This window comes from Micromonospora sp. NPDC005367, assembly GCF_040606825.1.
GTDB lineage: Bacteria > Actinomycetota > Actinomycetes > Mycobacteriales > Micromonosporaceae > Micromonospora.
Genome location: NZ_JBEXFP010000046.1, coordinates 15,949 through 33,189, shown reverse-complemented (window position 1 = coordinate 33,189; position 17,241 = coordinate 15,949). Strand labels below are relative to the sequence as shown.

The 17,241-nt window shown below is 73.7% G+C and carries 16 protein-coding genes; 13 read left to right on the top strand and 3 right to left on the bottom strand.

All coding sequences use genetic code 11. The features are described 5' to 3' along the window. Positions 1–418 precede the first annotated feature (418 nt). Positions 419–2,332, top strand: a complete 1,914-nt coding sequence (glmS, locus tag ABZS42_RS25530) for a glutamine--fructose-6-phosphate transaminase (isomerizing) (RefSeq protein ID WP_355149346.1) — start codon at positions 419–421, stop codon at positions 2,330–2,332. A gap of 134 nt (positions 2,333–2,466) precedes the next feature. On the opposite strand, the gene ABZS42_RS25525 is transcribed toward glmS, so the two are convergent. Together ABZS42_RS25525 and ABZS42_RS25520 are read right to left on the bottom strand one after the other, a co-directional pair. Further along, positions 2,467–4,059, bottom strand: coding sequence for an alpha/beta hydrolase (locus ABZS42_RS25525; protein ID WP_355149344.1), 1,593 nt, complete (start codon positions 4,057–4,059; stop codon positions 2,467–2,469). After that, positions 4,056–4,352 carry a hypothetical protein gene (locus ABZS42_RS25520; RefSeq protein WP_355149342.1) on the bottom strand — a complete coding sequence of 99 codons (297 nt, stop codon included), beginning with the start codon at positions 4,350–4,352 and terminating at the stop codon, positions 4,056–4,058. Before ABZS42_RS25520 ends, ABZS42_RS25525 begins: the two co-directional genes overlap by 4 nt. 176 nt (positions 4,353–4,528) lie before the next feature. Here ABZS42_RS25520 and ABZS42_RS25515 point away from each other — a divergent pair, with 176 nt between their 5' ends. The 6 genes from ABZS42_RS25515 to ung all read left to right on the top strand — a co-directional run bounded on the left by ABZS42_RS25515 (position 4,529) and on the right by ung (position 10,184). Further along, a complete protein-coding gene (locus ABZS42_RS25515; protein WP_355149340.1) occupies positions 4,529–4,897 on the top strand; it encodes a holo-ACP synthase in 369 nt (122 codons plus the stop codon). Between the two features lie 53 nt (positions 4,898–4,950). After that, positions 4,951–6,420: an NAD(P)H-hydrate dehydratase gene (locus ABZS42_RS25510; RefSeq protein ID WP_355149338.1), complete on the top strand. Its 1,470-nt coding sequence runs from the start codon at positions 4,951–4,953 to the stop codon at positions 6,418–6,420. Positions 6,421–6,551: 131 nt separating this feature from the next. Next, the gene (alr, locus tag ABZS42_RS25505; RefSeq protein WP_355149336.1) at positions 6,552–7,670 is read left to right on the top strand and encodes an alanine racemase; all 1,119 of its coding nucleotides are present in this window, start codon (positions 6,552–6,554) and stop codon (positions 7,668–7,670) included. Positions 7,671–7,810: 140 nt separating this feature from the next. Then, positions 7,811–8,899, top strand: coding sequence for an alpha/beta hydrolase (locus ABZS42_RS25500; RefSeq protein WP_355149334.1), 1,089 nt, complete (start codon positions 7,811–7,813; stop codon positions 8,897–8,899). After that, positions 8,893–9,381 (top strand): tRNA (adenosine(37)-N6)-threonylcarbamoyltransferase complex ATPase subunit type 1 TsaE, encoded by a 489-nt coding sequence (gene tsaE / locus ABZS42_RS25495; RefSeq protein ID WP_355149332.1) that lies wholly within the window; start codon positions 8,893–8,895, stop codon positions 9,379–9,381. The genes ABZS42_RS25500 and tsaE overlap by 7 nt, the downstream gene beginning before the upstream one ends. A gap of 104 nt (positions 9,382–9,485) precedes the next feature. Then, a complete protein-coding gene (ung, locus tag ABZS42_RS25490; protein ID WP_355149330.1) occupies positions 9,486–10,184 on the top strand; it encodes a uracil-DNA glycosylase in 699 nt (232 codons plus the stop codon). 42 nt (positions 10,185–10,226) lie between these two features. On the opposite strand, the gene ABZS42_RS25485 is transcribed toward ung, so the two are convergent. Further along, positions 10,227–10,616: a hypothetical protein gene (locus ABZS42_RS25485; RefSeq protein WP_355149328.1), complete on the bottom strand. Its 390-nt coding sequence runs from the start codon at positions 10,614–10,616 to the stop codon at positions 10,227–10,229. A gap of 528 nt (positions 10,617–11,144) precedes the next feature. On the opposite strand from ABZS42_RS25485, the gene tsaB reads away from it, so the two are divergent. The 6 genes from tsaB (at position 11,145) to ABZS42_RS25455 (ending at position 17,231) form a co-directional block, all read left to right on the top strand. Continuing rightward, positions 11,145–11,822, top strand: a complete 678-nt coding sequence (gene tsaB, locus ABZS42_RS25480; protein ID WP_355149326.1) for a tRNA (adenosine(37)-N6)-threonylcarbamoyltransferase complex dimerization subunit type 1 TsaB — start codon at positions 11,145–11,147, stop codon at positions 11,820–11,822. 55 nt (positions 11,823–11,877) lie between these two features. Further along, entirely contained in the window at positions 11,878–12,330 is a 453-nt protein-coding gene (rimI, locus tag ABZS42_RS25475) for a ribosomal protein S18-alanine N-acetyltransferase (protein WP_355149324.1), read from the top strand. Between the two features lie 3 nt (positions 12,331–12,333). Then, positions 12,334–13,395 (top strand): tRNA (adenosine(37)-N6)-threonylcarbamoyltransferase complex transferase subunit TsaD, encoded by a 1,062-nt coding sequence (gene tsaD / locus ABZS42_RS25470; RefSeq protein WP_355149322.1) that lies wholly within the window; start codon positions 12,334–12,336, stop codon positions 13,393–13,395. Continuing rightward, positions 13,392–13,646: a hypothetical protein gene (locus tag ABZS42_RS25465; RefSeq protein ID WP_355149320.1), complete on the top strand. Its 255-nt coding sequence runs from the start codon at positions 13,392–13,394 to the stop codon at positions 13,644–13,646. The genes tsaD and ABZS42_RS25465 overlap by 4 nt, the downstream gene beginning before the upstream one ends. Before the next feature lie 82 nt (positions 13,647–13,728). Beyond that, a complete protein-coding gene (locus ABZS42_RS25460) occupies positions 13,729–15,429 on the top strand; it encodes an ABC transporter ATP-binding protein (RefSeq protein WP_355149318.1) in 1,701 nt (566 codons plus the stop codon). Then, positions 15,429–17,231 (top strand): ABC transporter ATP-binding protein, encoded by a 1,803-nt coding sequence (locus tag ABZS42_RS25455; protein WP_355149316.1) that lies wholly within the window; start codon positions 15,429–15,431, stop codon positions 17,229–17,231. The genes ABZS42_RS25460 and ABZS42_RS25455 overlap by 1 nt, the downstream gene beginning before the upstream one ends. The last annotated feature ends 10 nt before the right edge of the window (positions 17,232–17,241 follow it).

The following is a 17,241-nucleotide window of genomic DNA, read 5'->3' as shown; positions in this document are numbered from 1 at the left end:
GCCGGCGGCGGGGCGTCAACGGTGCAACATCAACTCGGTTTCCTTGAAGTCGGGGCATCCGTGTGCCCCGGACACCCCGGCCTCAAGGACGTCGTGTCGATCAACCGGCCGCTGCGGTGATCGACCACCTGCCGCTGGCCCGTTCCTCGGGACGGTTCGGACATCTGGTTCGGCACGGGAACGCACAGGGCACGAGCCTCGGGCGAAGGACCGTCGCCCGGTCAGCTAGTCGCCCGTCCGCCGGTTGCGGCCCTCAATGTACGGGTAGGCGGGGGGCGGTGAACGTCCGTGTCGCGGCACGTCCGGGCAGCCATTCAGCCCGGTCGTCGCCTCGGCTCGACCGTTCGCTCAAGTTCAGTGTTCGTTAACCGGGCTTTCGCGCACGCGCGATGAGCGAAACTGGGTTAGGCTGCGGACCATGTGTGGAATCGTGGGTTACGCCGGCGCGCGGCCGGCGCTCGGCATCGTGCTCGACGGGCTGCGGCGGCTGGAGTACCGCGGCTACGACTCGGCAGGCGTCGCCGTCGTGTGCGACGGGGAGCTGCTGACGGAGAAGAAGGCCGGCAAGCTGGCCAACCTGGAGAAGGTGCTCTCCGAGCGCGCCGCCGAAGACCCCACGTCCTGCGCGGCCAGTCCCATCGGCATCGGTGACGGCACCACCGCCATCGGGCACACCCGCTGGGCCACCCACGGCGGCCCCACCGACCGCAACGCGCACCCGCACGTAGCCCCGGACGGCCGGGTCGCCGTGATCCACAACGGCATCATCGAGAACTTCGCGAAGCTCCGCGCCGAGCTGGAGGCCGACGGCGTCCAGTTCATCAGCGACACCGACACCGAGTGCGCGGCCCACCTGCTCGCCGCCGCCCTGGCCGATCTCCGCGCTGCCGGTCACGCGGACGGTCCGCAGCTGCTCGCCGCCGCCATGCGGGTGGTCTGCCAGCGGTTGGAGGGCGCTTTCACCCTGCTCGCCGTCGACTCGGGCGTGCCCGGCGCCGTGGTCGGCGCGCGGCGCAACTCCCCGCTGGTGGTGGGCCGGGGCCAGGGGGAGAACTACCTCGCCTCCGACGTCGCCGCCTTCATCGAGCACACCCGGGACGCGGTGGAGCTGGGTCAGGACCAGATCGTCCTGATCACCGGCGACACGATCGAGATCACCGACTTCGACGGCCAGCCCGCCACCGGCAAGGACTTCCACATCGACTGGGACTCGTCGGCCGCCGAGAAGGGTGGCTACGACTGGTTCATGCTCAAGGAGATCGAGGAGCAGCCCCAGGCGGTCGCCGACACCCTGCTCGGCCGGCTCGCCGAGTCCGGCGAGATCGCGCTGGACGAGGTCCGCCTCAGCGACCAGGATCTGCGGGACGTCGACAAGATCTTCATCGTGGCCTGCGGCACCGCGTACCACTCCGGTCTCGTCGCCAAGTACGCCATCGAGCACTGGACCCGGATCCCCTGCGAGGTGGAGCTGGCCAGCGAGTTCCGCTACCGCGACCCGGTGCTCGACCGATCCACCCTGATCGTGGTCATCTCGCAGTCCGGCGAGACGATGGACACGCTGATGGCGCTCCGGCACGCCAAGGAGCAGAAGGCGCGGGTGCTCGCCATCTGCAACACCAACGGCTCCACCATCCCCCGTGAGTCTGACGCGGTCCTGTACACCCACGGCGGGCCGGAGATCGCTGTCGCCTCCACCAAGGCGTTTCTCACCCAGCTCGTCGCCTGCTACCTGATCGGCCTGCACCTGGCCCAGGTGCGCGGCATCAAGTTCGCCGACGAGGTCGCCGCGGTGGTCGCCCAGCTCCAGGAAGTCCCGGCCAAGCTGCGTGAGCTGCTCGAACGCATCGAGCCGGTGCGCGAACTGGCCCGCGAGCTGAAGTCCGAGCCGACCATTCTCTTCATCGGCCGGCACGTCGGCTACCCGGTCGCCCTGGAGGGCGCGCTCAAGCTCAAGGAGCTGGCGTACATGCACGCCGAGGGCTTCGCCGCCGGCGAGCTGAAGCACGGGCCGATCGCGCTCATCGACAAGGGCACCCCGGTGGTCTGCGTGGTGCCGTCACCGGCCGGTCGGGGCGTGCTGCACGACAAGGTCGTCTCCAACATCCAGGAGGTACGCGCCCGGGGCGCCCGGACCATCGTGATCGCGGAGGAGGGGGACGAGGCGGTCGTCCGCTACGCGGATCACCTGATCTACGTGCCGCGTACGCCCACTCTGCTCTCTCCGCTGGTCACCACGGTGCCACTGCAGGTGCTCGCGGCCGAGATCGCCGCCGCCCGTGGACACGACGTCGACCAGCCGCGCAACCTCGCGAAGTCGGTCACCGTCGAGTAGCCCCGACGACCCGTCCGGCCCCGGCCGCCACGACTGGCGACCGGGGCTCGGCTGTTCTCCGGCTCGTGGAGCCCCGGCGCCCCGGCATCCCCGCCCCGGGCGTTCTCTGCCCGTCCGGCCCCGCAGCCGGGGCGTCAGCGGCCGAGCATGATGCGGGCCATGCCGTCCAACGCCGGATTGTCCGCGTCCCAGTAGCCGGTGTGGCCGTGCCGGCCGCTGGGGAAGACCCGCCCACCGAAGCCTGGCGTGGCCGGGTCCCGGCCGAACCACAACTCGTGCCCGCTCTGCCCCGGCCAGCCGAGCGCCGCGGCCAACGGCGACGCGTTGAACAGGGTGCGGCGGGCCAGGTCGTCCGGTGAGCGGGCCAGCCGGATCACGTCGTCCGAGGCGCTGCTCGCCCAGACCTCGTCGGGCGGCACCCGCAGCTCGGCGGCATGCTCCGCGCCCACCCCCGGTGAGCCGACGAAGACGAGGGCGTCGGCGGCCAGACCGTGCTCCCGGGCGGCCGTGCCCACCACGAGGGACCCATAGCTGTGCCCGAGCACGGTCTGCCGGGCCGGCGGGCCCTCGTGGGTGCTCCGCAACCCTTCCTGGAACCGGTGCAGCGCCGGGCCCGCGTCCCGGGCCTGGCCGGCCGTGACCGCCTCGTGCAGGAAATCCGGGGCATCGTAGTCCAACCAGAGGACAGCGGCGCTCCGCTCGCCCGGAGCCAACTCGGCGCACCGGCCCAGCACCCGCCCCGCGCGGCCGAGCTCGCCGGGTGCGTCGTCGAGGCCGGCGGTCATCCCCGGAACGTACGTCAGCACCCGGTCGGAATGGTCCGGGTCGCCGAGCGCGACGACCACCCGCCCCTCACCTGCCGGATCCAGCCCGAGCAGGTAGGCGCGCGGCCCCGCCGCCCCGGTCAGCCGGTCGGTGAGCGAATCCAGGCCGGCCAGCCGACCGGCGAGCCAGTGCAGCCGGACCGCCTCGACCGGGGCCGGTGGCATCCGGGCCAGCAGCTGCTCCCGCTGCGCCAGCAGCTCCTCGCGTCGGACGCCCAGGAGTAACCGGTTGGCCTGGTCACGGGCGGCCACCGGCACGCCGTCCAGCCGGCCGACCAGCGCCGCCTCATGCGCCACCAGCCAGCGCCGTTGGGCCGGCGTCAGCCCCGCCCACCAGGCGCGTACGAGTGCCGGGTCGGAGGACGGCCCGGGCCGCTCGGGTGGGGGTGGCTCCTGCCAGCCCGCCGAGGCGGCCGTCGCGAGTTCGGCCAGCTTCGCCGCGGTCGCCCGGTCGGCGGCTCCGGCCACGTCGAGCGCCGCCCGCAGCGCCGCGGCGACCCGGGCCGCGGCCGGGCCGTCCCGCTCGCTCGGCCGGGACCGGGCCGGATCCGCGCCCACCCGCCCGTCCCGATCGATGGCCAGCCCGCCGGCGTCCGCCAGGGCCACCGCGGCGGCCAACTGCCCCTTCGCCGCCGAGATCCGTGCCGCGAACTCGGCGAGCACCTGGTCGGCCTCGATCAGTGCGGGCCGCACCGAGGTCAGGTCGGTGCCGAGCGCGCTCATCCGGGCGTTGGCTGCCGTCGCCGCCGCGCCGGACCACCCGGCGGCCAACGCCGTGCCCCGCGCACCCAGCTCCGCCGCACGGCGATCGACCAGCGCCGTCAGCCCGGCCCACCCCGCGCCTGCGGTACGCCACGCGCCCGGGTCGGCTCCCCACAGCTGGGCGTACCCGACGGTGGTCATCGAGGCACCGTGGCGAGCCGGTGGGCGGCCCGGTCGTCGACGGCGTGGTAGGCGTCGACCGACGCCCGGACGGATCCGGCCGTCTCGGCCACCCGGCCGCCGAGCCGGCCGAACCAGCCGTGCACCGCCGCCTCCAGCGCGCCCAGCGCGGCGGCCGCCGACCAGCCCGGCGCGGTCACGGTCAGCCCCGGCGTGCCGGCCACCCCGTGCGCCAGCCGGTACGCGTCGTCCCCCAACGCGCGGGCCGTCTCGCGCAGTGCCTCCGGCCGGACCGTGAACGGCTCCTCGGCCATCCCCGCACCCCCTGCATGGATCGACATCGACAGCACGACGCTAGGCGGCCGGAAGCGTGCTCCGGGTGGCCTGTGGACGGCGTGCGGTGGGCGTACGCCTGGGTCGTCCACAGGCGTTGCCCCGGCGGGTTGTCAGCGGCTAATGTGCGCGCCCCTCGCGCCGGTAGGGTGAACTGGTGATCGTCGCTGTCGGCATCGACGTCGTGCTGGTCGACCGGTTCGCCCGGGCGCTGGAGCGGACGCCGCCGCTCGCCGAGCGGCTCTTCACCGAGGCCGAGCGGTACACCCGCTCGGGTGGCCCGCGCCTGCCCGAGTCCCTCGCCGCGCGGTTCGCGGCGAAGGAGGCGGTGGCCAAGGCGCTCGGCGCGCCGGCCGGCCTGAGCTGGCACGACTGCGAGATCGTGCCGGATCCGGACGGCCGACCCTGGCTGATCGTCTCCGGCACGGTGGCCGCGGCGGCGGTCGAGCGCGGAATCAGTCGCTGGCACCTCTCGCTGTCCCACGACGGCGGGATCGCGTCGGCGATGGTGGTCGCGGAACGCTGAGATCGGTCGGGCCGCCGGTTGGCGTGCCCGGGACGTGGGACGGGAGCGGTGCCATGAGACCGGTGTGGCGGGTGGCGGACGTACGCGCGGCGGAGGCCGGCCTGCTGGCCACGCTCCCGCCCGGGACGCTCATGCAGCGCGCGGCCGCCGGGCTGGCCCGCCGGTGCGCGCTGATCCTCACCGACCGGGGCGGTGTCTACGGCGCCCGCGTGCTGTTGCTGGTCGGGTCGGGAGACAACGGCGGTGACGCGCTCCTCGCCGGCGCCCACCTGGCCCGGCGCGGCGCGGCCGTGTCGGCCCTGCTGCTCACCCCTGGCCGGGTGCACCCCGAAGGGCTCGCCGCGCTGCGCGCCGCGGGTGGGCGGGTGGTCGACCGGCCGCCGGCCGTGCTCGACCTGGTACTTGACGGCATCGTCGGTATCGGTGGCACCGGCGGCCTGCGGGAGACCGCCGAGCAGTTGGCCGCCAGCCTGGCCGACTGCTGCGGGCGCGACGGCGTACGAGCCACCGTGGTGGCCGTCGACGTGCCCAGCGGGGTCGCCGTCGACACGGGTGACGTGCCGTTGTCCGCCTCCGGTCGGCCGAACGCGGTCCGCGCCGACGTGACGGTGACCTTCGGGGCGTTGAAGGCCGCACTGGTGGTGGGCCCGGCCGCTCCGCTCGCCGGTCAGGTCGAGTTGGTCGACATCGGGCTCGCGCCCTGGCTGCGTGGTACACCGCAGTTGCGGGTGACCGAATGGTCGGACATGGTGCGGTGGTGGCCGACGCTCGGCCCGGCCTCGGAGAAGTACACGCGGGGCGTGGTCGGGGTGGCCACCGGCTCGTCGACGTACCCGGGGGCGGCGGTGCTCTCCGTCGGCGGGGCGCTGGCCGGGCCGACCGGCATGGTGCGTTACGCCGGCGGCGCCCGCGCCGAAGTGCTGCACCAGCACCCTTCCGTGATCGCCACCGGGCGGGTCGCCGACGCCGGCCGGGTGCAGGCGTGGGTCTGCGGCTCCGGGCTGGGCACCGGCGAGGACGCCGTCGCCGAGTTGCGCGCCGTGCTCGCCGCGCCGGTGCCGGTGGTGCTCGACGCGGATGCGCTCACCCTGCTCGTCGACGGTTCGCTCGCCGAGAGCCTGCGCAAACGGGAGGCCCCGATCGTGGTCACCCCGCACGACCGGGAGTTCGCCCGGCTCTGCGGCGAGGCGCCTGGCGCCGACCGGGTCGGCGCCACGCTGCGGCTCGCCGCCTGGATGAACGCCGTGGTGCTGCTCAAGGGGGACCGGACGGTGATCGGCACCCCCGACGGCCGGGCGTACGTCAACCCGACCGGAACGCCGGTGCTGTCCACCGGTGGCACCGGTGACGTGCTGGCGGGGCTGCTCGGCTCACTGCTCGCCGGTGGCCTGCCGGCGGAGCGGGCGGCGGCCGCGGCGGCGTACCTGCACGGGCTGGCCGGCCGGGAGGCGGCCCGGGGCGGCCCGGTGACCGCACCGGACGTGGCCGCCGCGCTCCGCCCGGTGATCGCCCGGCTGGGCTGATCGTCCCCGGTGGGTGGCCTCGTCCGGCTCGGCCCGCCGTCTGCGCGGACCCCTGACCAGCCGACACGTTGCTGGTCACGCAGGTGTGCGTCGGCCCGCGCCGTGATCACTGCGGAAAGTACGCTGGGCGCATGTGGCAGGCCGAGGTACGTGTCGATCTTGACGCGATCCGTGAGAACGTGAGCCGGCTCCGGTCGGGCACCACCGCCGAGGTGATGGCGGTGGTGAAGGCCGACGGATACGGGCACGGCATGGTTCCGGCCGCCCGAGCGTCGCTCGACGGCGGAGCCTCCTGGCTCGGCGTCTGCACGCTCGACGAAGCGCTCGCGCTGCGGCGGGCCGGGATCACCGCGCCCGTGCTGGCCTGGCTGCTGGCCCCGGGGCTGCCGCTGGAGGAGGGGATCAGTGCCGGGGTCGACCTGGCCGTCGCGAGCCTGCCACAGCTCGACGAGATGATCGAGGCGAGTCGACGCGCCGACCACCCGGCCCAGCTGCACCTGAAGATCGACACCGGGCTGTCCCGGGGCGGGGCGACAGTCGCGGACTGGCCGGCCCTGCTCGAGGCCGCCGCGAAGGCGCAGAGCGACGGGTTGGTCGAGGTGGTCGGGGTGTGGAGCCACTTCGTCTACGCCGACATGCCCGGCCACCCGACCACCGACCGGCAGCTGGCCGTCTTCCACGAGGGGCTGGCCATGGCCGAGCAGGCGGGACTGCGGCCCCGCTACCGGCACCTGGCCAACTCGGCGGCCGCGCTGACCCGGCCCGACACCCACTTCGACCTGGTCCGGCCCGGGCTGGCCGTCTACGGTCTCTCCCCGGTGGCGGGGGAGACCTTCGGCCTGCGCCCGGCGATGACCGCCCGCGCCCGGGTGGTACTCGCCAAGCGGGTTCCCGCCGGCACCGGCGTCTCGTACGGGCACACCTACACCACGGACCGGGAGACGAACCTGGCCGTGGTGCCGCTCGGCTACGCCGACGGGGTGCCCCGGCACGCCTCCAACTGCGGCCCGGTGCACCTCTCCGGGACGCGACGGACCATCTCGGGCCGGGTCTGCATGGACCAGTTCGTGCTCGACTGTGGCGACGACGAGGTGGCGGCCGGCGACGTGGTGACCCTCTTCGGCAGCGGCGCCGACGGTGAACCGACCGCCGACGACTGGGCCGAGGCCGTGGACACCATCAACTACGAGATCGTCACCCGGTTCGGTGGCAGCCGGGTGCCCCGCGTCTACGACGGCGAGCAGCCGTGAGCGCGAGGAGTGAGCCGGTCTTGCGAGCCCCGCAGTCGCGAGCAAGAGTGGTGCCGTGAGCGCGAGGAGTGAGCCGGTCTTGCGAGCCCCGCAGTCACGAACCGAGGTGAAGCCGTGAGGTGTCCGGCCGGGGTGGCGGCGTGAGTCCGTACCGCATCCCCCGGCCGCGCAGCGCGGCGGGGCGGGTCGCCGGGGCGGTCGGTGCCGCGGTGGGGGTCGCCGCCGCCGGCCTTGCCGCCGGCGTCGCCACCGAACGCGTCCTGGTCCGCCGGCTCAAGTCCCGCTCGACCGACCGGTACGCGGGCGAGCCGTTCGGTCAGCAGCCGTACGACGAGACGTTCCAGTTGGAGCTGCCGGACGGCACCGACATCCACGTCGAGGTGGTCGAGCCGGACCGGCCGGCGTCGGGCCGCCCGACGGTGATCCTGGTGCACGGCTTCTGCCTGGACATGGGGACGTTCTACTTCCAGCGCAAGATGCTCACCGAGCGGGGCGAGCACCGGGTGGTCGCGTACGACCAGCCCGGACATGGCCGCTCCGGCAGGCTGGAGACCGGCGAGTACGACCTCGCCGTGCTCGGCCGCACCCTCCGCCGGGTGATCGACAGGACCGTCCCGGAGGGGCCGCTGGTGCTGGTCGGTCACTCGATGGGCGGGATGACCATCATGGCCTTCGCCGAGCTGTTCCCAGAGATGTTCGGTGACCGGGTCGTGGGCACCGTGCTGATGGCCACGTCGGGCGGCCTGCTCGCGGAGACCAAACTGGTGGCGTCGGCGCTGCTCGGCCGGGTCGGCGGGCCGGTGCTGTACATGATGAGCAACGCCACCCGCTACGGCGGCACGGTCATCGACAAGGCCCGCAGGTCGACCTCGAACGTGGCGTGGCTGCTCACCCGCAAGTACGGCTTCGGTGGCCGCAACCCCAGCCCGGCCCTCGTGTCGTACGTGGAGACGATGAACTCGCGTACCTCGGCGGACACGGTCACCCGGTATCTGCGTACGCTGGCCACGCACTCCCGGTACCCGGCGTTGGCCGCGCTGGCCGACACGCCGGTGCTGGTGGTCGTCGGTGACAAGGACATGATCACGCCGGTGACCCATTCGGAGGAGATCGTGCGCCGGCTCCCGCACGCCGAGTTCGTCAAGATCCCCGACAGTGGGCACGTGGTGATGCTGGAGCACGCGGACGAGGTCAACGCCGCGTTGGCGAGGTTCCTGGAGGGATGTTGAACAAGGTCGTCGTGAAGCTGCCCACCGTGGCCGACACGCACGAGTTCGGCCGTCGGCTGGCCGAGGTGCTGCGCGCCGGTGACCTGGTTCTGTTGACCGGTCCGCTGGGTGCGGGTAAGACCGCCCTGACCCAGGGCATCGGCGCCGGGCTCGGGGTGCAGGGCGAGATCACCTCGCCGACGTTCGTTATCGCCCGGGTGCACCGGCCGGATCCGGCCCGGGGCGGGCGGGTGGCGCTGGTGCACGCCGACGCGTACCGGCTGGGGGACGCTGCCGACCCGCGGGCCGAGATCGACGACCTGGACCTGGACGCCTCGGTGGACGAGTCGGTGACCGTGGTCGAGTGGGGCGAGGGCCTGGTCGAGCAGCTCACCGACGCCCACCTGCGCGTACGCATCGACCGCCGCGAGGACGACACCCGGATCGTCGAGCTCGAGCCGGTGGGTGGCGACTGGCCGCACCGCCTCGACACCCTCGCCTGACCTCCCCGGTCTACCCCGCGGTGGCCGGTTGCGCCGCGGGAGGGGTGTGGCCGTGTCAGGGGCGGCTGGTAGGAAGAGGGCCGACAGACTGCGAAAGGTTGCCGATGCCCGACGTTCCCGCCCTGGACCTGCCGGCGCTCCTGCCGGAGGAGTGGCGTGCCCTGCTCACCCCGCATCTCGACCCGGCCCGCACGGCGGCGCTGGGCGAGTTCGTCGCCCGCGAATACGCGGCCGGGCCGGTGTTCCCGCCGCTGGAGGATCTCTTCTCCACCTACCGGCTCTGCCCGCCGGACGCGTGTCGGGTGCTGATCCTCGGGCAGGACCCCTACCACCGGCCCGGACAGGCCCACGGGCTCAGCTTCAGCGTCCGCGAGGGAGTGACCGTCCCGCCGTCGCTGCGCAACGTCTTCAAGGAGCTCGGTGAGGACCTCGGGGTGCCGAAGCCGCGCAGCGGCAATCTCGCCGGTTGGGCGGCTCAGGGTGTGCTGCTGCTCAACAGCGTGCTGACCGTCCGGCAGGCCACCCCCGGCTCGCACGCCAACCAGGGGTGGGAGGAGTTCACCGACGCCACCATCCGGGCGCTCGACGCGCTTCCCGAGCGGGTGGTCTTCCTGCTCTGGGGCGGCTACGCCCGCAAGAAGGCGGCGCTGGTCGGCAACCCTCAGCACGTGGTGCTGGAGGCCGGCCACCCCAGTCCGATGAACCCGCGCGGGTTCCTCGGCAGCCGGCCGTTCAGCGCGGCCAACAAGGCCCTCGCCGATGCCGGCCGCCCGACCATCGACTGGGAGCGGTCCGCCGGCTGACGACTCGTCGGCAGAGGTGGACGGTGCCGCCGGTGGCGGTCGTCACGTCCGGCGGAGGTGCCCTTCGCGGTAGCGGCGCAGCAGCGTTGCCGTGCGCGGATCGGTCACGTCCAGCTCGACCAGCGGCACCACTTGGTAGCTCCGTCCGCCGTGCCGGACCTCGACGGTGGCCGGCAGCTCGTCGAACTCGCTCCACCGGGCGTTCCACCGCTGGGCGTGAGCAGTCTCCAGCCAGCGGGTCAAGTGGGCGGAGTCGCGCCAGCGGATCGCCAGCTCCGGGGCGTCGATCGGTAGCGGTGCCCCCTGCAGGAGCGCGGCGGCCGCCCCGGTGATGACGTTCGGCAGGTCGCCCAGCCGGTCGAGCAGTCGGTCCAGCTTCAGGCGGTCGATCTCCTCACCAGGCGGCTCGACATGGCGGGAATCGTGGAGCATGACGCTGCCGCAGCCGGTACCGCACAGGCAGCTACCCGACTCGACTGGCTCTCCCGACTCGACCGGCTTTCCCGGCCGTAGCCGATCGCAGCCTGAGCCGAGTGCCCGCCGCACCCGTTCAGCAATGTGTGTTGGTAGTGAGCCTGATACCTCAGAGGCATAAATATGCCCCTGAGGTATCAGAGCTTCTGAGCTATCAGGCTCGTGAGTAGCGCCCCTCGACGTCCGCGACTCGGTGGCGAGCTGACGGCGGCCAGGACAGCTGGGTGCGGACGGTGGCACGGTCAGCAGGACGGTGTGACGGTGGGGACGGTCAGCGCGGTAGCGGGAAGCGACACGCGTGGCGCGGCGCCGAACGCAGCGGCACCGGGTGGGCGTGGCAGTGGGTGGGTGTGGCAGTGGGCAGGTGTGGGGCTGGGCGGGGGCGGCATCGGGTCGAGAGGCGTCGACGACGGCGGGCGTCCGGCAGCGCCCGGCGGGGCGGGGCGTCACCCGGCGTGACGAGACGGGCGGCTAGGCTGGCATACCGTGCTCGTACTCGTGGTGGACAGCTCGACCCCTGCGGTGACCGCGGCGCTCGTCGAGGTCTCGGCGGACGGCGTCGCGTTGCGGGCGCACCGGTGCACGGTCGACGCCCGGGCGCACGGTGAACTGCTCGCCCCTGAGGTGGACGCCGTCCTCGCCGAGGCGGACGCCCGCCCTGCCGACCTCACGGCGATCGTCGCCGGGCTCGGCCCGGGGCCGTTCACCGGACTGCGGGTGGGTCTGGTCACCGCCGCCACCATGGGGCAGGTGCTCGGCGTCCCCACGTACGGCGTCTGCTCGCTGGACGGCATCGGCCAACCGGCGGCCGCCGGCGAGCCGGTCCTGGCGGTGAGCGACGCGCGCCGCAAGGAGGTCTACTGGGCGATCTACGACGGCGCGGGCCAGCGGATCGCCGGGCCGGAGGTGGCCGCTCCGGCGGTGGCCGCCGAGCGGGCCCGCGACCTGGCCGTCACCGTCGCGGTGGGGGACGGCGCGCACCGGTACGGCGACGTCCTGGGGCTGCCCGTCCGCGCCGAGCCCCGCTACCCGGATCCGGTCGCCCTGGCCCGGCTGGCCGGCGAACGGATCCGTGCCGCCGCGCCCGGCGAACGGCTCACCCCGCTCTACCTGCGCCGCCCGGACGCCGTGGCGTCGATCGCCCGCAAGCCGGTCCTACCGTGAGCGCTAGGAGTGAGCCGGTCTTGCGAGCCCCGCGGTCGCGATCCGAGGTGGCGCCGTGAGCGCGGTCCGGCTCGGCCGGTTCCGCTGGTGGCACATCGACGAGGTACTCCCCATCGAGGCGGACCTGTTCGGCGTCGAGCAATGGTCGGCGGCGATGTTCTGGAACGAACTCGCCAACGGGCACTACTACCGCATCGCCACCGACGACGGCGGCGAGCTGCTCGGCTACGCCGGGCTCACCGTGGCGCCACCCGATGAGGCGTGGGTGCAGAACATCGCGGTACGGCGGGACGCCCAGCGCCGGGGGATCGGCCGGCTTCTCCTCGAGGACCTGCTCACCGAGGCGGCCCGGCTCGGCGCCCGACGCACCCTGCTCGAGGTCGCGGCGGACAACGCGCCGGCCCAGCGGCTCTACGCGACGTACGGCTTCGAGCCGGTCGGCATCCGACGCGGCTACTACCAACCGAGCAACACGGATGCGCTGGTCATGCAGCGGAACGAGGACTGATCCATGGCTGACGAACCCCTCATCCTCGGTATCGAGACCTCCTGCGACGAGACCGGGGTCGGCATCGTTCGCGGGCACACCCTGCTCGCGGACGCGCTCGCCTCCAGCGTCGAGGAGCACGCCCGCTTCGGTGGCGTGGTGCCCGAGGTGGCCAGCCGCGCCCACCTGGAGGCGATCGTGCCGACCATGGACCGGGCGCTGACCGAGGCGGGCGTGACCATCGCGGACATCGACGCGATCGCCGTCACCTCCGGCCCCGGGCTGGCCGGCGCGCTGCTGGTCGGCGTGGCCGCCGCCAAGGGGTACGCGCTCGCCGCCGAGAAGCCGGTCTACGGGGTGAACCACCTCGCCGCACACGTCGCCGTCGACACCCTGGAGCACGGGCCGCTGCCCGAGCCGGCGGTCGCGCTGCTGGTCTCCGGCGGGCACTCCTCGCTGCTGCTCGTCGATGATCTGGCTCGCGGTGTCACTCCGCTCGGCGCGACCATCGACGACGCGGCCGGCGAGGCGTTCGACAAGGTGGCGCGGCTGCTCGGGCTGCCGTTCCCCGGTGGACCGCCGATCGACCGGGAGGCCCGGGCCGGCGACCCGGAGTCCATCGGTTTCCCACGCGGTCTGACCGCCGCGAAGGACCTCGCCGCGCACCGTTACGACTTCTCCTTCTCGGGCCTGAAGACCGCGGTGGCGCGCTGGGTGGAGGCCCGCCAGCGGGCGGGCGAGCCGGTGCCGGTGCCCGACGTGGCCGCCTCGTTCCAGGAGGCGGTCTGCGACGTGCTCACGACGAAGGCGCTGGACGCCTGCCGCGCCAACGGCATCGACACGCTGGTGATCGGCGGGGGAGTCGCGGCGAACTCGCGGCTGCGGGCGATGGCCGAGCACCGGGCCGAGAAGTACGGCATCCGGGTCCGGGTGCCCCGGCCCCGGCTCTGCACGGACAACGGCGCGATGGTCGCCGCGCTCGGCTCACACCTGGTCGCCTCCGGGGTGGCGCCCAGCCGGCTCGACCTGCCGGCCGACTCGGCCATGCCGCTGACCGTCGTCAGCGTTCCCGGGGGCGCGGCGTGATCGTCCGGATGTGGGAGGCACGTGCGGAGTCGTACGGCCTCGCCGACCTGATCACCTGGGTCTGCGACACGGCCCTGCCGGAGTTCGAGCACGACCCGCGCTACCTCTCCAGTGAGGTCTTCTCCTCCACCGATCACCGGGTGGTGGTGATCTCTAAGTGGCGCAGCGACCCGAGGGCGCTGCCCGACCCGCCGCCGATGCTGGTCGCCCGGCCGCCGCACTCCTGGGACTTCACGCAGGTCGATCGCTGATCGGCGAGGTGACGAAGACCTCGTCCGACTGCTGGTAATTGGTTCGCGTGGGCAACCGCCGGACGCCTAGCGTCGACGGGCCATGCGTTTCTCACCGGCCGGTGATCCCGGCGTACCCGATGACCGGTCGGCGACCCGCTACCTGATCTGGTTGGCCGGCCAGCGGAAGTTGATGTTCGGCGCGGGCATCCTGCTCGGCGTGGTCTGGATGGTCGCCCAGGCCCTGATGCCGGCCGCCGTGGGCCGGGCCGTCGACGGGTTGAGCCGCCGGGACGACGGCGCGCTGCTGACCTGGGCTCTGGTGCTGCTCGGGCTCGGCGTGCTCCAGGCCGTCGCCGGCGTGCTGCGGCACCAGTGCGCGGTACGCAACTGGCTGGCCGCCGCCTACCGGACGGTGCAGCTGACCGTGACGACTGCGAACCGGCTCGGTGCGGCCCTGCCCCGCCGGGTAGCCACCGGCGAGGTGGTGAGCATCGGCACCTCCGACATCAACCAGATCGGGCACGCCGTCGACATCACGGCGCGGGGGACCGGTGCCCTGGTGGCGATCGTGACCGTGGCGGTGATCCTGCTCGACGCGTCGGTGCCGCTCGGGCTGGTCGTGGTGCTCGGCGTGCCGGTGCTGATGGCGGTGGTCGGCCTGCTGATCCGGCCGCTGCACCGGCAGCAGCACGCGTACCGGGACGCCGAGGGGAAGTTGACCACCCGGGCCGGCGACATCGTCTCCGGGCTTCGGGTGCTGCGCGGCGTCGGCGGCGAACCCGTGCTCTCGGCCCGCTACCAGGCCCAGTCGCAGGCGCTCCGGGCGCACGGCGTACGGGTGGCCCGGGTCGAGTCGCTGCTGGAGGCGGCGCAGGTGCTGCTCCCCGGTGCCTTCCTGGTGCTGGTGACCTGGCTCGCGGCGCGGTTCGCGCTGGACGGCCGGATCAGTCCCGGCCAGCTCGTCGCGTTCTACGGCTACACGGCGTTCCTGGTCAGCCCGCTGCGGCAGCTCACCGAGGCCGTGGACAAGCTGACCCGCGGGCACGTGGCGGCCCGCCGGGTGGTCCGGCTGCTCCGGCTCACGCCGGAACTGGTCGAACCGGCCCGACCCGCGACGGTGCCCGACGGCCCGGGGGAACTGTTCGACGTCGAGTCCGGGGTGCGCCTGCCGCCGGGCCGGTTCACCGCGATCGCGGCCACCGTGCCCGAGGACGCGGTCGCGATCGTCGACCGGCTCGGCCGGTACGTCGACTCGGACGCCACAGTGCACGGGGTACCGCTGCGGGATCTGCCGTTGGCGACCGTGCGGGAGCGGATCCTGGTGGCCGACAACGACGCGCAGCTGTTCACCGGCCCGCTCCGGGCGGAACTCGACCCGCACGACCGGGGCGACCGGGCGGCGTTCGACGCGGCGCTGCGGGCGGCGAGCGCCACCGACATCGTCGAGGCGCTGCCCGACGGGCTGGACAGCCGGGTCGCCGAGCGGGGCCGGGAGTTCTCCGGCGGGCAGCAGCAGCGGCTGCGGCTCGCCCGCGCGCTGGTCGCCGCCCCGGAGACCCTGCTGCTGGTCGAACCGACCAGCGCCGTCGACGCGCACACCGAGGCGCGGATCGCCGCCGCGCTCGGCGCCGCCCGGGCCGGCCGGACCACCCTGGTCTGCACCACCAGCCCGTTGCTGCTCGGGCACGCCGACAACGTGATCTTCGTCGAGGACGGCAAGGTCGTCGCCGAGGGCAGCCACGCCCACCTGTACGACAGCGAGCCGCGCTACCGGGCCACGGTCAGCCGGGGGGAGAGCTGATGTCCGCCGCGCTGCCCGTCGCCGACGCGACGCAGGTACGCCGTTACGCACGTACGTTGGTCCGCCGGCATCCGCGGGCGCTCGCCACGGCGCTCGGCCTGCACGCGGTCGCCGCCGCGGCCGGTCTGGTCGCCCCCAGGTTGCTCGGCGACCTCGTCGAGGGCATCTCCCGTGGCACGTCCCAGCTGACGGTGGACCGGATCGCCCTGTTGATCGCCGGTTTCGTCGTGGTGCAGGCGGTGCTGGTCCGCTTCGCCCACCTGGCGTCGGCGCGGCTCGGCGAGCAGGTGCTGGCCCGGCTTCGTGAGGAGTTCGTCGACCGGGTACTTGCGCTGCCGCTGTCCACCGTGGAACGGGCCGGTACCGGTGACCTGCTGACCCGTACCTCCCGGGACGTCTCCGCGCTGTCCCGGACGGTCCGTCTCGCGGTGCCCGAGACGCTCATCGCGGTCGTCACGGCCGTCTTCATCATCGGCGCGTTGCTGCTGGTCAGCCCGCTGCTCGCGCTGCCCTGCCTGATCGCGGTCCCGGTGCTCTGGGCGGGCACCCGGTGGTACCTGCGCCGGGCGCCGGCCGGCTACCTGCGAGAGAACGCCGCCTACTCGGACATCACCGACGGCATCAGCGAGACGGTCGAGGGCTCGCGGACCACTGAGGCGTTGCGCCAGCAGGCCCGCCGCCGGGCCCGCACCAACGCTGACATCGCCCGGTCGTACACCGCCGAGCGCTACACCCTGTTCCTGCGGACCGTCTTCTTTCCGGTGGCCGAGATCGGTTACGTGGTGCCGGTGGTGGCGACCCTAGTCATCGGTGGCTGGTTCTACCTGAAGGGCTGGGTGAGCCTCGGGCAGGTCACCGCCGCCACGCTCTACGTGCAACAGTTGGTCGATCCGGTGGACCGGTTGCTGTCCTGGCTCGACGAGTTGCAGGTGGGTGGCGCCTCGATGGCCCGGCTGCTGGGCGTGGCCGAGCCGGCCGCCGGGCACGGGTCCGGCACTGCCGCCCCGACCGGGGCTCGCGCCGGGTCGGGCGCCGCGACAGCCGGCGGCCCGGAGGAGAGCGTCGGCGGAAACCGGCGGCTGATCGCCCGGAACGTGCGGTACGCGTACCGCGCGGGGCGGGACGTGCTGCACGGCGTGACCCTGGTGCCCGAACCGGGGGAGAAGCTGGCCGTCGTGGGCCCGTCCGGTGCCGGCAAGTCGACCCTCGGCCGGCTGCTGGCCGGGGTGCACACCCCGCACGGCGGCACGGTCACCGTGGCCGGCCGCCCGCTGGACACGCTGCCGCTCAGTGAGCTGCGCTCGCACGTCGCGCTGGTCACCCAGGAGCATCACGTCTTCATCGGTACGCTCCGCGAGAACGTGGCGATGGTGCGGCCGGCGGCCACCGACGCGGACGTACGGGCGGCGTTGTCGGCGGTGGCCGCGCTGGACTGGGCGCAGGCGCTGCCGGAGGGGCTGGACACGCCGGTCGGCTCGGGCGGGCATCCGCTCTCCCCGGCGCAGGCGCAGCAGCTGGCGCTGGCCCGGCTCGTGCTCGCCGACCCGCACACGCTGGTGCTGGACGAGGCGACCTCGTTGATCGATCCGCGTGCCGCCCGCGAGTTGGAGCGGTCTCTGGCCGCCGTGCTGGCGGGACGGACGGTGATCGCCATCGCGCACCGGCTCTTCTCCGCGCACGACGCGGACCGGGTAGCCGTGGTCGAAAACGGGCGGATCACCGAGCTCGGCTCGCACGACGAACTGGTCGCCGCCGACGGCTCGTACGCCGCCCTCTGGCACTCCTGGCACGGCACCCCCTAGCCTCCCTCCC